The 13440-nt window shown below is 61.5% G+C and carries 17 protein-coding genes; 11 read left to right on the forward strand and 6 right to left on the reverse strand.

Annotated features, from left to right (window positions below; translation table 11 throughout):
• Positions 1-167: 167 nt before the first annotated feature.
• The 6 genes from KPG71_RS05260 (at position 168) to KPG71_RS05285 (ending at position 5589) form a co-directional block, all read left to right on the forward strand.
• A complete protein-coding gene (locus KPG71_RS05260) occupies positions 168-2054 on the forward strand; it encodes an ABC transporter ATP-binding protein (protein ID WP_253196103.1) in 1887 nt (628 codons plus the stop codon).
• A 122-nt stretch (positions 2055-2176) separates the two neighbouring features.
• Positions 2177-2809 (forward strand): ATP-dependent Clp protease proteolytic subunit, encoded by a 633-nt coding sequence (locus KPG71_RS05265; RefSeq protein WP_216337063.1) that lies wholly within the window; start codon positions 2177-2179, stop codon positions 2807-2809.
• A gap of 144 nt (positions 2810-2953) precedes the next feature.
• The gene (gene clpX / locus KPG71_RS05270; RefSeq protein WP_216337064.1) at positions 2954-4216 is read left to right on the forward strand and encodes an ATP-dependent Clp protease ATP-binding subunit ClpX; all 1263 of its coding nucleotides are present in this window, start codon (positions 2954-2956) and stop codon (positions 4214-4216) included.
• Between the two features lie 158 nt (positions 4217-4374).
• Entirely contained in the window at positions 4375-4758 is a 384-nt protein-coding gene (locus KPG71_RS05275; RefSeq protein ID WP_073034878.1) for an NADH:ubiquinone oxidoreductase subunit NDUFA12, read from the forward strand.
• Positions 4759-4771: 13 nt separating this feature from the next.
• Positions 4772-5230 (forward strand): outer membrane lipid asymmetry maintenance protein MlaD, encoded by a 459-nt coding sequence (gene mlaD, locus KPG71_RS05280; RefSeq protein ID WP_216337065.1) that lies wholly within the window; start codon positions 4772-4774, stop codon positions 5228-5230.
• Entirely contained in the window at positions 5227-5589 is a 363-nt protein-coding gene (locus tag KPG71_RS05285; protein ID WP_216337066.1) for a DUF2155 domain-containing protein, read from the forward strand. The genes mlaD and KPG71_RS05285 overlap by 4 nt, the downstream gene beginning before the upstream one ends.
• Here the strand turns inward: KPG71_RS05285 and aat are convergent.
• On the reverse strand, positions 5553-6203 hold the full coding sequence (aat, locus tag KPG71_RS05290; protein WP_216337067.1) for a leucyl/phenylalanyl-tRNA--protein transferase: 651 nt from the start codon (positions 6201-6203) through the stop codon (positions 5553-5555). The genes KPG71_RS05285 and aat overlap by 37 nt on opposite strands.
• A 103-nt stretch (positions 6204-6306) precedes the next feature.
• On the opposite strand from aat, the gene KPG71_RS05295 reads away from it, so the two are divergent.
• A complete protein-coding gene (locus KPG71_RS05295; RefSeq protein ID WP_216337068.1) occupies positions 6307-7002 on the forward strand; it encodes a bifunctional 2-polyprenyl-6-hydroxyphenol methylase/3-demethylubiquinol 3-O-methyltransferase UbiG in 696 nt (231 codons plus the stop codon).
• A gap of 4 nt (positions 7003-7006) precedes the next feature.
• Here the strand turns inward: KPG71_RS05295 and accC are convergent, their stop codons facing one another.
• The 3 genes from accC to KPG71_RS05310 form a co-directional block, all read right to left on the reverse strand.
• Positions 7007-8362: an acetyl-CoA carboxylase biotin carboxylase subunit gene (accC, locus tag KPG71_RS05300; protein ID WP_216337069.1), complete on the reverse strand. Its 1356-nt coding sequence runs from the start codon at positions 8360-8362 to the stop codon at positions 7007-7009.
• Between the two features lie 10 nt (positions 8363-8372).
• Positions 8373-8873 (reverse strand): acetyl-CoA carboxylase biotin carboxyl carrier protein, encoded by a 501-nt coding sequence (accB, locus tag KPG71_RS05305; RefSeq protein ID WP_216337070.1) that lies wholly within the window; start codon positions 8871-8873, stop codon positions 8373-8375.
• A gap of 165 nt (positions 8874-9038) precedes the next feature.
• A complete protein-coding gene (locus KPG71_RS05310) occupies positions 9039-9575 on the reverse strand; it encodes a helix-turn-helix transcriptional regulator (RefSeq protein WP_216337217.1) in 537 nt (178 codons plus the stop codon).
• Between the two features lie 127 nt (positions 9576-9702).
• Here KPG71_RS05310 and queC point away from each other — a divergent pair, with 127 nt between their 5' ends.
• The 4 genes from queC to queF are packed head-to-tail and all read left to right on the forward strand — an operon-like array spanning position 9703 to position 11953.
• Positions 9703-10395: a 7-cyano-7-deazaguanine synthase QueC gene (gene queC, locus KPG71_RS05315; protein WP_216337071.1), complete on the forward strand. Its 693-nt coding sequence runs from the start codon at positions 9703-9705 to the stop codon at positions 10393-10395.
• Positions 10395-10751, forward strand: coding sequence for a 6-carboxytetrahydropterin synthase QueD (queD, locus tag KPG71_RS05320; RefSeq protein WP_216337072.1), 357 nt, complete (start codon positions 10395-10397; stop codon positions 10749-10751). Before queC ends, queD begins: the two co-directional genes overlap by 1 nt.
• Positions 10748-11476, forward strand: coding sequence for a 7-carboxy-7-deazaguanine synthase QueE (gene queE, locus KPG71_RS05325; RefSeq protein ID WP_253196105.1), 729 nt, complete (start codon positions 10748-10750; stop codon positions 11474-11476). The genes queD and queE overlap by 4 nt, the downstream gene beginning before the upstream one ends.
• Positions 11477-11488: 12 nt before the next feature.
• Complete coding sequence (queF, locus tag KPG71_RS05330; RefSeq protein WP_216337074.1) at positions 11489-11953, forward strand: preQ(1) synthase; 465 nt, start codon at positions 11489-11491, stop codon at positions 11951-11953.
• Between the two features lie 42 nt (positions 11954-11995).
• Here queF and KPG71_RS05335 read toward each other — a convergent pair whose 3' ends face one another.
• Together KPG71_RS05335 and KPG71_RS05340 are read right to left on the reverse strand one after the other, a co-directional pair.
• Positions 11996-12268 (reverse strand): glycine zipper 2TM domain-containing protein, encoded by a 273-nt coding sequence (locus KPG71_RS05335; RefSeq protein ID WP_216337075.1) that lies wholly within the window; start codon positions 12266-12268, stop codon positions 11996-11998.
• A gap of 98 nt (positions 12269-12366) precedes the next feature.
• Positions 12367-13428, reverse strand: a complete 1062-nt coding sequence (locus KPG71_RS05340; RefSeq protein ID WP_216337076.1) for a DMT family transporter — start codon at positions 13426-13428, stop codon at positions 12367-12369.
• Between the last annotated feature and the right edge of the window lie 12 nt (positions 13429-13440).

Here is a 13440-nt window from a genome sequence, read left to right on the forward strand (position 1 = left end):
GTGCCGGTCCGGGCAGATGTTAACAGGGCGCACGGCGGAGGTGCTGGTTTCGCAGGGTCTTTGGGATCGTCCGTGGAATTGGCCCCCCGAGGCAAACCGGGGGCTGACGTTTGAGTGCAAAGATCGTATAGCGGCGCGGGTAAGCAGTACAGGAGCGCGTGAAGCGCATGAGCGACCAGACCGAGCAGACGACGCGCGACGAGGAGGCCGAGGCAAAGGGGCAGGCGATGCAGTCTGCCGATACCGATGCCGACGCAGAGCAAGCCGAGGCTGTGAGTGCAGAGCCGCGCAAGCGCGGGCCGCTGTTTTCCAAAACCGACCGGGTCAACCTGCGCTGGTTCTGGTCCCGGTATCTTCGGCACCGGGTGAAGTGGCTTGTCGTGATCCTGTTGATGATCCTTGTTCAGGGCTTGGTGTATCAGCAGTTCCTGTCGATGACCGAGAACGGGCTGCGGGTGATCTTCGAGTCAGGTGCGGTGAGCGATCTCGTGGTTGTCTGCGTCGTCGTGTTCGGGCTGTTTGCCCTGCGCGGTCTGATGTCGTTTCTGGTGCCCATCGTGGCGATCCGTGTCAGCAATGCCGCGGTTCACGATATGCGCAGCGATATGATCGACCATCTGATGTCGTTGGACCTGGCCTATTTCGAGCGGACACGCTCGGGACAGATCCTGCAGCGTCTGGTGGGGCAGACGCAGGCCATCGGGAGTTTTGTCGGAATTCAACTGGCCAACGCGGTGCGCGACCTGGTGACGGTTGTTATCGTCTCAGGCTATCTGATCTGGAAAAACCCGATCCTGTTCGGCACGGCTGTCGTGGTTTTGCCGTTCATCATCTGGGTGATGAACTATGTCTCGGATCGCGTTAAGGACACGCAGGGTCAGGCCGAACAGGCCCGTGGCGATTACATGAACGGCATCGAAGAAACCGTGAACGGGATGCGCACGGTCAAGATCGCCAGCCAGGAAGAGATGGAATCGGGCCGCCTGAAGGCCGGGACACGCCAATTGCGCGATCTCAGCGCCAGATTGCAAAGGACGCAGGCGCTGGTGATGCCGTCGATCGACCTGAGTTCGGCCTTTGTGTATGTTCTGGTGATCGGCGGCGGCGGCTATATGGTGCTGAGCCCGCAATTCGATGTCGACGGCGCCGGGATCATCACGTTCCTGCTGGGGATGGTGATGGTGTTCGATCCCGCGCGGTTGCTGGCGCAGTTCTTTGGCCAGCTGCAATCGCAACTGGTGATCCTCGACCGTATCCGCAGCATCTATGACGAGACACCCACGATCCATGACGCGCCCGGTGCAGTGTCCGAGTTCGATACGGCAGGCGACATCGAGCTGAAAAACATCCGGTTTTCCTACAGTCCCGATCAGCCCTTGTTCCGCGGGCTGGATATGACGTTCGAGGGTGGCAAGATGTCGGCCATCGTGGGGGCCACGGGATCGGGCAAGACGACGATCCTGTCCCTGTTGTCGCGGCTATACGACGTGCAGGGCGGGCAGATCACCATCGGGGGCAAGCCGATCCGCGATCTGAAGGTGAAGGCGCTGCGCGAAAGTTTCTCGGTCGTGGCGCAGGATATCGTGATCTTCAACAATTCGATCTGGGAAAACATCCGCTACGTCAAACCCGAGGCGAGCGAGGAAGAGGTGTGGCGCGCCGCCGAAGCCGCCGAGATCGCCGATCTGATCCGTGCGCGTGGCGGCGCGGCGGTCGGCCCGAAGGGCGCGCAGTTGTCGGGCGGGCAGAAGCAGCGGATCGCGATTGCGCGGGCGTTCCTGCGCGATGCGCCGATCCTGCTGCTGGACGAGGCCACAAGCGCGCTGGATCAGGCCACCGAAGAGCGGATCAAATCGGCACTGGATCGTCTGACCAAGGGCAAGACGACGATTGTCGTGGCACACCGGCTGTCCTCGATTTCCGAGGCCGACCGGATTTTCGTGCTGGAGGCCGGGGCGCTGGTGGAAGACGGGCGTCACGAAGAGTTGCTTGCGCGCGACGGGCTCTATGCGCGGCTCTACCAGGCGCAGAAAAAGGGCTATGACGGGCGCTGAAGCATCGCGATTGTCGGGTATAAATCCTTGGGGACTGCCCCTTGCAGGGGGGGGAGCGCAAGACTAAGACTCCGTTAGCACCTAGGCGGTAAAGATCGAAACATTCTCACAGGCAGGCGAACATGACAGACCCATATGAAACCTACATGAATACCCTTGTTCCCATGGTGGTCGAACAAACCAGCCGGGGCGAGCGGGCCTATGACATCTTTTCGCGCCTGTTGAAGGAGCGGATCATTTTCGTGAACGGCCCGGTGCATGACGGCATGTCGAGCCTGATCGTGGCGCAGCTTCTGCATCTCGAGGCGGAAAATCCCAGCAAGGAAATCAGCATGTATATCAACAGTCCCGGTGGCGTGGTCACCAGCGGGCTGTCGATCTATGACACGATGCAATACATCAAGCCCAAGGTCAGCACGCTGGTGATCGGGCAGGCGGCCTCGATGGGGTCGCTGCTGCTGACGGCGGGGGAAAAAGGCATGCGGTTCTCTTTGCCCAACAGCCGAATCATGGTTCACCAGCCGTCGGGCGGATATCAGGGCCAGGCGACGGACATCATGATTCACGCCGAAGAGACGCTGAAGCTCAAGCGGCGTTTGAACGAGATTTACGTCAGGCATACCGGCCAGACCCTGAAGAAGGTCGAAGAGGCGCTGGAGCGCGACAATTTCATGTCCCCCGAAGACGCCAGGGACTGGGGCCTGATCGATGAAATCGTCGAGAATCGCGCCAAGTCGGATGACGACAAGAAGTGACGGACCGGCCCGGTGCGGCCCCGGTCGCGCCGGTGATTTTGACATTGTGGTGACCTATCACCTGTCTTAAGCTGGCCAGATAGAGACGATACGACCGGTCTGACGAGGCCGATCAACTGCTGGGCACCGCCCGAAAGGTACGGAATGTCGAACAACAATGGCAGCGACAGCAAGAACACGCTTTATTGCAGCTTTTGCGGCAAGAGCCAGCACGAGGTGCGCAAGCTGATCGCGGGCCCCACGGTGTTCATTTGCGACGAATGCGTCGAGTTGTGCATGGACATCATCCGCGAGGAAACCAAGAACGCCGGGCTGAAATCCAGCGAAGGCGTGCCGACGCCGCAGGAAATCTGCCAGGTGCTGGACGATTACGTGATCGGGCAGGCCAGGGCCAAACGGGTTCTGTCCGTGGCGGTTCACAACCACTACAAGCGCCTGAACCATTCGGGCAAGAGCGACATCGAGTTGCAGAAGTCCAACATCCTGCTGATCGGTCCGACAGGGTGCGGCAAGACCTTGCTGGCGCAGACGCTGGCCCGCATTCTGGATGTGCCCTTCACCATGGCCGACGCCACGACGCTGACCGAAGCGGGTTATGTGGGCGAGGATGTGGAAAACATCATTCTCAAACTTTTGCAATCGAGCGAATACAACGTGGAGCGCGCGCAGCGCGGCATCGTCTATATCGACGAGGTCGACAAGATCACGCGCAAGTCCGAAAACCCCTCGATCACGCGCGACGTGTCGGGCGAAGGCGTGCAGCAGGCGTTGCTGAAGCTGATGGAAGGCACCGTTGCCGCCGTACCGCCACAGGGCGGGCGCAAGCATCCGCAGCAGGAGTTCCTGCAGGTGGATACCACCAATATCCTGTTCATCTGCGGTGGCGCCTTTGCCGGGCTGGACCGGATCATCGCGCAGCGCGGCAAGGGCAGTGCGATGGGCTTTGGCGCGGATGTGCGTGACGAGGATGCGCGGAACGTCGGTGAAATCTTCCAGGACCTGGAGCCCGAGGATTTGCTGAAATTCGGCCTGATTCCCGAATTCGTGGGCCGCTTGCCGGTGATCGCCACGCTGGAGGATCTGGACGAGGATGCGCTTGTCACCATCCTGACCGAGCCCAAGAATGCGCTGGTCAAGCAGTACCAGCGTCTGTTCGAGCTCGAAGACGCGCAGCTGACCTTTACCGACGATGCGCTGAAGGCCATTGCCAAGCGCGCCATCGCCCGCAAGACGGGCGCGCGTGGTTTGCGCTCGATCCTTGAAGATATCCTTTTGAACACGATGTTCGAACTGCCCGGACTGGAAGGCGTGGAGGAAGTGGTGGTCAACGAAGAGGCCGTTACTTCGGAGGCTGCTCCGCTGATCATTTATGCCGACCAGAAAAAGGAAGGCGCCAGCGCGGGCTGAGCATTGATCGTGACAGGATGAAAGGGCTCGCCTTGGGGGCGGGCCCTTTTCGTTTCAGGCCTCTTTCACGGGAACAACAGGGAATTGCTGGCAAACCGGCACTGGACCTTTGAGACCATTTGCGCCATATCGGAATGAGCTATTTCCGGAGGTTCCCCATGGGCATTCTCAACACTCTTCTTCGCGCGGTCACCTGGTGGAACGGGCAGACGCTCAATACCCAGTTCTACACATGGCGCAAGGGCGTGAAGGTGGGCGAAGATGAGCAGGGCAACGTTTTCTACAAGTCCCGCAAGGGCGATCGGCGTTGGGTGATTTACAATGGTGAAGCCGAAGCAAGCCGCGTGAGCCCCGACTGGCATGGCTGGCTGCATCATACGTTCGACGAAATGCCTGCGGACAAGCCTCTGGCGCACAAGCCCTGGGAAAAACCGCACGAAGAGAACCTGACCGGCACTGCGCTGGCCTATGCTCCGGCCGGATCGATCCGCCGTTCGCAGCCTGTCGAGCGCCGCGACTACGAGGCCTGGACCCCCGAATAAGGGCGCAAGACGCATGTCTGAAAGTACGACCGAAGTAATTGTTGGCGGGGCCGTTCTGGCCGCCGCCATTGGGTTTCTGGTTTACGCAGGGCAGGTGACCGGTTTCTCCGGTGGCAGCACTGAATACCCTCTGAGCGCCAGTTTCCGCAGCGCCGATGGCGTGGATGTGGGCACCGATGTGCGCATGGCCGGCGTCAAGGTGGGACGCGTGACCGATATAGAACTGGACCCGGCGACGTATCGTGCGCGGGCCGTTTTTACCGTAACCGAAGGGATCGACGTTCCCGATGACAGTGCCGTGGCCATCAGTTCCGAAGGGTTGCTGGGCGGCAATTACGTGGAGATTCTGCCCGGTGGGTCGCCCTTTGCCTTTGCTCCGGGCGACGAGATCGAATTTACTCAGGGTTCGGTCAGCCTTGTGTCGCTGCTGATGAAATTCGTCGCGGGCGATGATGAAGGCACTGCGGAATGATCTTGCGGGGCGCGGCATTGGCATTGGCGCTGATGGTGCCGCAGATCGCCGGTGCGCAGGAGGTTGCCCTCGGGACCGGCGCGGTCTTGCGTGGGCTCGACAAGCTGAACGGCACCGCCATCGACATGCAGCTGGCCACGGGTGAAAGTGCCGAACTCGGGAAATTGCAGGTCACTTTGCGCGAGTGCCGGTATCCGGCCGGGGATGCGGCGGGGGACGCCTATGCGTTTCTGAGTATTCGCGATGATGGGGCGGACACGCCCGTGTTCGAAGGATGGATGATCGCCTCGTCCCCGGCGCTGAGCGCGATGGAGCACCCGCGCTACGATGTCTGGGTGCTGCGCTGCAAGACCGAGTGAGGATCGCTGTCCAGCGGACGGTCGGTGATCGACACGCTGAGTGGCAAGGCCTTTGACAGACGGTCGTGATAGGCGGCACGGCTGATTTCCACCGCGCCCAAGGTGGAAAGATGCGATGTTATGAACTGTGTGTCGAACAGAACGAATCCACAGCGGCGCAAATGATCCGTCAGATGCGCCAGCGCCAGTTTCGAACCATCGGTCTGGCGGGAAAACATGCTTTCCCCGAAGAAGGCCCCGCCGAGCGTGACGCCATAGACCCCGCCCGCCAGAATGCCGCCGCAGGTGATTTCCAGGGAATGAGCGTGGCCCAACGCGTGCAATTCCAGATATAGGCGGCGGATTTCGGCGCTGATCCAGGTGTCGTGCCGGTCGGCGCAGCCGTCCAGAACCGCGGTGAAATCCCTGTTGAGTGAAACCGTATACCCCCCGCGCCGCATGCGCCGCGCAAGCGAGCGCGAGATATGGAAGCCATCGAGCGGCAGGATGCCCCGGCGACGCGGATCGACCCAGAACATTTCCGGGTCGTCGCGATGCTCGGCCATGGGAAACACGCCGGCGGCGTAGCCCTGGAGCAGAAGATGCGGCGTGATGGCGGATGAGGTGGCGGTCATGCAAATTCTAAACAGATTTCCGTGGAGTGGCGGCAGTGATTAAATCTTCAGTAGCCTCTGTTCTGCTAAAGCTGCAAGGCCGTTGCAGGAAAGGGCCAGAGGCATGACGATTCACGATTACACACCGGCAGGGTTTTTCGAAAACGATATCAACATGATGGCCAACAGGGTTCAGGCGCGTCACGCGATGCTGGTCGATGCATTCAGGCATGTCATAGCCGATTCCTCGGTCTTGTTGCTGGGGGCCGAGGATGGTCGATGGTGTTACAGTTTTGCCGCGGCAGGGGCCTTGCAGGTCGTGGGCGTGGAACCCAGCAGCGAGTTGGTCGAACGGTTTGTACGGCTTCCCGATGTGGGGATGCGGGAACGGATCGACCTGCGCAATGCGGCTCCGATCAGGGAAATGCGGGAAGAAGCCAGGGCAGGCCGCCGGTATGACGTGATCGCGGCATTCGATGTGCTGGAAGGGCCCTTTCCGCTTCATGACTGGTTCAGCGTGTCCGCGGCGTTGAAGCCCAGGCTGGTGGTGGGGGACGGATTGTTTGCCGTTTCGGAAGAACCGATAATGGCACTGGAAAAACCACGCCGCCCGACTCATGGGGCCGCGGCGACGCGGTTGATCCCCAGTCGTGGTGCCATCGAGATGGCCGCGCGGGACACGGGGTTTGAACTGGACTGGATCGACTGGACCCAGTTGAGCGACGATGCGCGTCTGGGGTTATCGGATTATTACCAGTCCGGCCCGATGCGCCGGGGCAGTTTTACACTGATGCCGCGCAGGGAGCCGACCCAGAGGTAAGGCCTCAGCCCGACTGTTCCAGATTCGCGGCCAGCCATTTTTCCAGCCAATGGATCGAGTAGTTGCCTGCCTGAATATCCGGTTCCTGCAGCAGGGCGTGAAACAGCGGTACGGTGGTTTCCACCCCGTCCACGATCAATTCGCCCAAGGCCCGGTTGAGGCGGGTCAGCGCGGCGTGACGATCCTTGCCATGCACGATCAGCTTGCCAATCAGCGAGTCGTAGTAGGGCGGGATCGTATAGCCGTCATAAAGCGCTGAATCCATCCGCACGCCCAGGCCGCCGGGGGCATGGAATTGCGTGATCGTGCCGGGACGGGGGGCGAAATCGGGCAGTTTCTCGGCGTTGATGCGCACCTCGATGGCATGGCCGTTGATTTGCAGATCGTCCTGGGTAAAGGACATCGGATGCCCTTCGGCCACGCGGATCTGTTCCTGCACCAGATCGACGCCGAAAATTGCCTCGGTCACCGGATGTTCGACCTGAAGGCGAGTGTTCATTTCGATGAAGTAGAACTCTCCGTCTTCATAGAGAAATTCGATGGTGCCCGCGCCGGTATAGTCGATGGCGGCCACGGCCTCGGCACAGGTCTTGCCGATGCGCGCACGCTCTTCTTCGGTGATGCAGGGGCCGGGGGCCTCTTCGAACACTTTCTGGTGGCGGCGCTGAAGCGAGCAGTCGCGCTCGCCCAGATGGACAGCGCGGCCCTTGCCGTCGCCAAAAACCTGAATCTCGATATGGCGGGGCTTTTGCAGGTATTTTTCGATATAGACTTCGTCATTGCCGAAAGCCGCCTTGCCTTCGGAGCGGGCGGTCATGAAGGCGTGTTCCATTTCGGCAGCCGAGTTGGCCACCTTCATCCCGCGCCCGCCACCGCCGGCGGTGGCCTTGATGATGACGGGATAGCCGATTTCCTCGCCCAGTTTCTTCGCCTCGTCCAGCGTGGCAACACCGCCGTCAGAGCCCGGTACGCAGGGCACGCCCAGCTTCTTCATCGTGTCCTTGGCGGTGATCTTGTCGCCCATGATGCGGATGTGTTCCGCCGTCGGGCCGATGAAGGTCAGGTCGTGATCCTCGACGATCTGCACGAAATTGGCGTTCTCGGACAGGAAACCATAGCCGGGGTGGATCGCCTGTGCGCCGGTGACTTCGCAGGCGGCGATGATGGCCGGGATCGACAGGTAGCTGTCGGTGCCCGGCGGCGGGCCGATGCAGACCGATTCATCGGCCATGCGCACATGCATGGCGTCGGCATCGGCGGTGGAATGCACCGCGACGGTCTGAATGCCCATTTCGCGCGCCGCGCGGATCACGCGCAGGGCGATTTCGCCACGGTTGGCAATGAGGATCTTGTCGAACATGCGCGCGCCCTTACTCGATGATCATCAGGGGGGCGCCGTATTCGACCGCCGCGCCATCCTCGACAAGGATGCGTTTGACGGTACCGGCACGGGGCGCGGGGATGTGGTTCATGGTTTTCATGGCTTCGACGATCAGCAGGGTGTCGCCCTCGGAAACTGTATCGCCGACGCTGACGAAGGACGGCGCACCCGGTTCGGCCTGCATGTAGACGGTGCCGACCATGGGCGAGATCACCGCGCCGGGATGGCTGGCGGGGTCTTCGTTGGCTTCGGGGGCCGGAGCCGCCGGAGTTTCGGCTGTCTGTGCAGGGGCCGCTACGGGCGCGGGGCCCGGTGCCGGCGCGGCCTGTACTTGTGTGATGACGTCTTTCCGGCGGCTGACACGTACATTCAGGCTGTCGTTTTCACCGTAGTCGCGCTTGACCTGAAGTTCGGTCAGGTCGTTGTCGTTCAGCAGTTCGGCCAGCGCCTTGATAAAGGCCACATCCGTTTCATGGGTTTTGTTCGGCATCGGGTTCCTCGACCGCTGGCGATGGTTTGCCATCGCGTTTGAGTGGTTTTCGCCGCTTATAGGGCAAGCGTTGACCTTAGAAAAGCGGGCAGTTGCACGGTAACATGGGGGAAATGACCCGCAATTTCGAGGGGGAAAAGCCTGAAAGCGAACCCGAGGTCAAGTCTAGAGCGGCATACCCGACAATTTCGCGACCAGTTCGGCCAGTTTGCGGGCCTGGAATTTTTCCAGCAGGCGGGCGCGGTAAACCTCGATCGTGCGATAGCTGAGTCCCAGTTCCAGCCCGATTTCCTTGGAGGTCAGGCCACGGCAGGTCAGGATGGCCACTTCGCGCTCGCGGTGGGTCAGTTCGACCAGCGGGCGTTCGTCCGAGAGATCGGTGAAAGACCAGATGCCGCGTTGAAACGGATCGTCGGGTGTCAGCGACTGGCCGCGGGCGCGGCACCAGAACAGGGTGCCATCGCCGCGTTTCATGATCCGCTCGTCGGTATAGCGCCCGGTGTCGCGCATGGCGTCCAGCGCCCGTGCCCCGATGCGGCTGTAATCCTCGATCGAGGGATAGTAACGCGCGAGGGGAACGTCGCTGAATTCTGCGACCTCGCCGCCGAAGGTTGCCGCGAATTGCCGGTTGCACCGCCGGATGATGCGGTTTTCCAGAACGACCAGCCCGACAGGGGCATAGTCAAAGGCAAGGTCGGTGATCTGCATGTGTTCGTTATGCCCCGTCTGACGGGTTGATCCAAGGGCGCGTTCTTGTCATTAGGCCGCGAAACGCATAGATGCGACGCATGCGGTCGCAGCCTACCCGCTCAAAACAAGGACAAGACATATGAAGACCATCGTTATCTGCTCTGGCGGGTTGGATTCGGTATCGCTTGCCCACAAGGTCGCCGCCGAGCGCGAACTGACCGGTTTGCTGTCGTTCGATTATGGCCAGCGCCATTCAAAGGAATTGGAGTTCGCCGCGGCCTGTGCGAGGCGGCTGGACGTGCCGCATCACGTGATCGACTTGCGCAGCGTCGGCGCGGCGCTGTCGGGGTCGGCGCTGACCGATGATGTGGATGTGCCGGACGGGCATTATGCAGAGGATACGATGAAGGTGACAGTGGTGCCCAACCGGAATGCGATCATGCTGGCCGTGGGATTCGGCATGGCCGCCGCGCAGGGGGCCGATGCGGTGGCCGCCGCGGTGCATGGGGGTGATCACTTCATCTATCCCGATTGCCGCCCGGATTTCATCGACGCGTTTCAGGCGATGGAAAACAAGGCGCTGGACGGTGTGGCCGAGGTTGATCTCTATACCCCGTTCGTCAACATCCCGAAGGCCGGTATCGTGACCGAGGGCGCGCGGCATGGCACGCCGTTTGGCGATACATGGTCGTGCTACAAGGGGGGCGATGTGCATTGCGGGCGTTGCGGCACCTGCGTGGAACGGCGCGAGGCGTTCCATCTGGCGGGTGTGGACGACCCCACCGACTATGCCGACCCGGATTTCTGGCGCAGCGCGACGGGAGTGGCGTGATGTATACGATCACCAAGGAATTCCATTTCTCGGCGTCGCATCAGTTGTTCGGATTGCCGGACGAGCATCAATGCGCCCGGCTGCACGGGCATAACTACATCGTGGTGGTCGAACTGCGCGCCGAAGAGCTGAACGCGCACGGATTCGTGCGCGATTACCTCGATCTGGCCGAATTGAAACGGTATATCGACGAAAAGCTGGACCACCGGCACCTGAACGACGTTCTGGGGGATGACGGGGTCACGGCCGAGCGGATGGCAAAGCATTTCTACGACTGGTGCCTGGCGCGCTGGCCCGAGGTGTCGGCGATCAAGGTCAGCGAAACGCCCAAGACATGGGCGGAATACCGGCCATGAGCGGTGAGCCCACCATCCGGGTGTCCGAAATATTCGGGCCGACCATTCAGGGCGAGGGCGCGCTGATCGGGGTGCCGACGGTGTTCGTTCGGACTGGTGGCTGCGATTATCGTTGCGAGTGGTGCGACAGCCTGCATGCGGTGGATGCCGAATACCGGGGCACATGGACCCCGATGACCGCGCAGGAAATCATGGCCGAGGTGGCGCGTCTGTCCGGTGGGAAGCCCTTGCTGGTGTCCCTGTCGGGGGGAAACCCGGCCATTCAGCCCTTGGGAGAGGTTATCCGGCTGGGCCATGCGCAGGGCTATGGGTTTGCTCTGGAAACGCAGGGATCGGTCGCGCGGGACTGGTTTTCCAATCTCGACATGCTGGTGTTGAGCCCCAAGCCGCCCTCCAGCGGGATGCAGGTGGATTGGCCGGTGTTCGACGCCTGCCTGCAGGCCGGGCAGGGCGCGGATATGGTGATGAAGATCGTGATCTTCGACGATACCGATTATGCATGGGCGCGCGACGTGGCTGCGCGCTATCCGCAGTTGCCGCTGTTCTTGCAACCGGGCAACCACACGCCGCCCCCACCCGAAGACGACAGCGCCACAGTGGATCAGGAGGGCGTGGACGAGCGCATGCGCTGGCTGGTGGATCGTGTGGTGCAGGACGGATGGTATCAGGCGCGCGTGTTGCCACAGCTGCATGTCATGCTGTGGGGCAACAAGCGTGGCGTATGACGGAGAACGCAAATGAGCGAAAATATCTATGAGGGCCTCAAGCAGTTGGGCGGCGCGACCGATATGCCGCAAAGCCCCGAAGAGGCGATGCTGGAACGGGTGCGGAATCCGCAGGCCGATGTGGCCTATAACGTGCGGTTCGTCGCGCCCGAGTTCACCTCGTTATGTCCGATGACGGGGCAGCCGGATTTCGCGCATCTGGTGATTGATTATGTGCCCGGCGAATGGTTGGTGGAAAGCAAGTCGCTCAAGCTGTTTCTGGGAAGCTTTCGCAATCACGGTGCGTTTCACGAGGACTGCACCGTGAGCATCGCGCGCCGCCTGGCCGAGTTTCTGGAGCCGCAATGGCTGCGGATCGGGGGGTATTGGTATCCCCGTGGCGGTATTCCGATCGACGTGTTCTATCAGACCGGGCCGATGCCCGAAGGCGTCTGGATTCCCGATCAGGGGGTTGCGCCGTATCGCGGGCGCGGCTGACGGGCGGCGCATGTCGCGCCGCCTGCCGTTGTGTGATGCGGATCAGGGGCAGCGCGCCCGGTAATAGGTGCCATCGCCGCGCGCATAGGCACACTGGCCGGTTTGCTGATTGCGTGCCACAAGCGCACCGGCGGCAGCCCCGGCAAGTGTCGATACAACCACCCAGTCGTTATCCGCGCCAAGCGCCTTGGCCGTGATCAGGCCAAGGCCACCGCCGATCACGGCGCCGGTTACCTGGCGTTCCTGTTCTTCGTTCACGCAGCCGGCGAGCGCCAGGCTGGCGGCGAGAACTGTTGTGGTAAGAGTTTTGCGCATGGCAGAGGCCTCCTTGTCTGTCGCATTTCGATCAATGCAGGGGCACCGTATCACGAGACACGCGGTCTTGCATCCTTGCGGTGCCGGACAATGTGGTCTCAGCCGGTCGAATGCCTGTCATCGCGTGGCGGCCACCAATCGTCTTCGCTGCCGGGCACCTGTTGGGGCAGGGGGCTGCCGGGGGTGAAGACACCTTCGCCCACGATGGCGGGATCTTGCTCAGTCCGATGTGTTTGCAGTTCGCGATACCCCAGATAGAGCCCGCTTCCGACGATGAGCGCCATACCCAGAACTGTGTTCGCAGGCGGCACCTCGCTCCACAGGGCATAGGCCAGCAGGGCGGCGAAGGGCAGGTAGCTGTAGTCGAAAGGGGCAACGAGACTGGCATTTGCCACCTGATAGGCCCGGGACAGGAACAGGTAGCCGCCCATCCCCAGAAACCTCAGCAGCGCCAGCGCAGGCCAGTCCGCCAGCGGGGCGAATGGCAGCGACCAGTCGAGGTGCTCAAAGCCGGGGCCCAGGGTGATGATCCGGTTGAATGCCCAGCCCATCGGCATGATCATCAGGCCCGAGAAGGCCAGGGTATGAAGCCCGACCGTCAGCGTGCTTTCGCGGTTGCCGATCTTGCGCGCAATGATCTGTGACGCGGCATAGGAGACGGCACAACTGAGCGGCAGGATCGCGATCCACGAGAAATTGTCCCCGGCAGGGTTCATCGCGATCAGGATACCGGTAAACCCCACGGCGAGCGCCCCTATCCTGTGCGGTCCGATGGTTTCCCTGAGCCAGAGCGCCGCCATGATCGCCGTGATCAGCGGAGCCGAGAAGAAGATCGTCGTCACCTCGGCCAGCCCCATGAAGGGGAAGGCGGCATAGAACATCGAAAAGCCGATGGTGAACAATGCGGCACGCGCCAGATGGAGCGGCCAGAGCGGTGTCAGAAGGCGATGCGGTGTGCCCAGAAGGACAACGAGTGGCGTCAGGATGCACACCGATACAAGGGCGCGCACGAAGATCAGCATCCAGATCGAGTAACTGTTCAACATTTCCTTCATCATCGCGTCCTGCGCGACGAAGAAAAGCATACCGAGTTCCACACACAGAATTCCGTGCCATGCACGGGACGGCATGCTGGGGCTGTCAGGGGCCAGCAACGACATGGGGCTATCCGG

The organism is Roseovarius sp. PS-C2, from assembly GCF_018862045.1.
Taxonomy (GTDB): Bacteria; Pseudomonadota; Alphaproteobacteria; order Rhodobacterales; family Rhodobacteraceae; genus Roseovarius.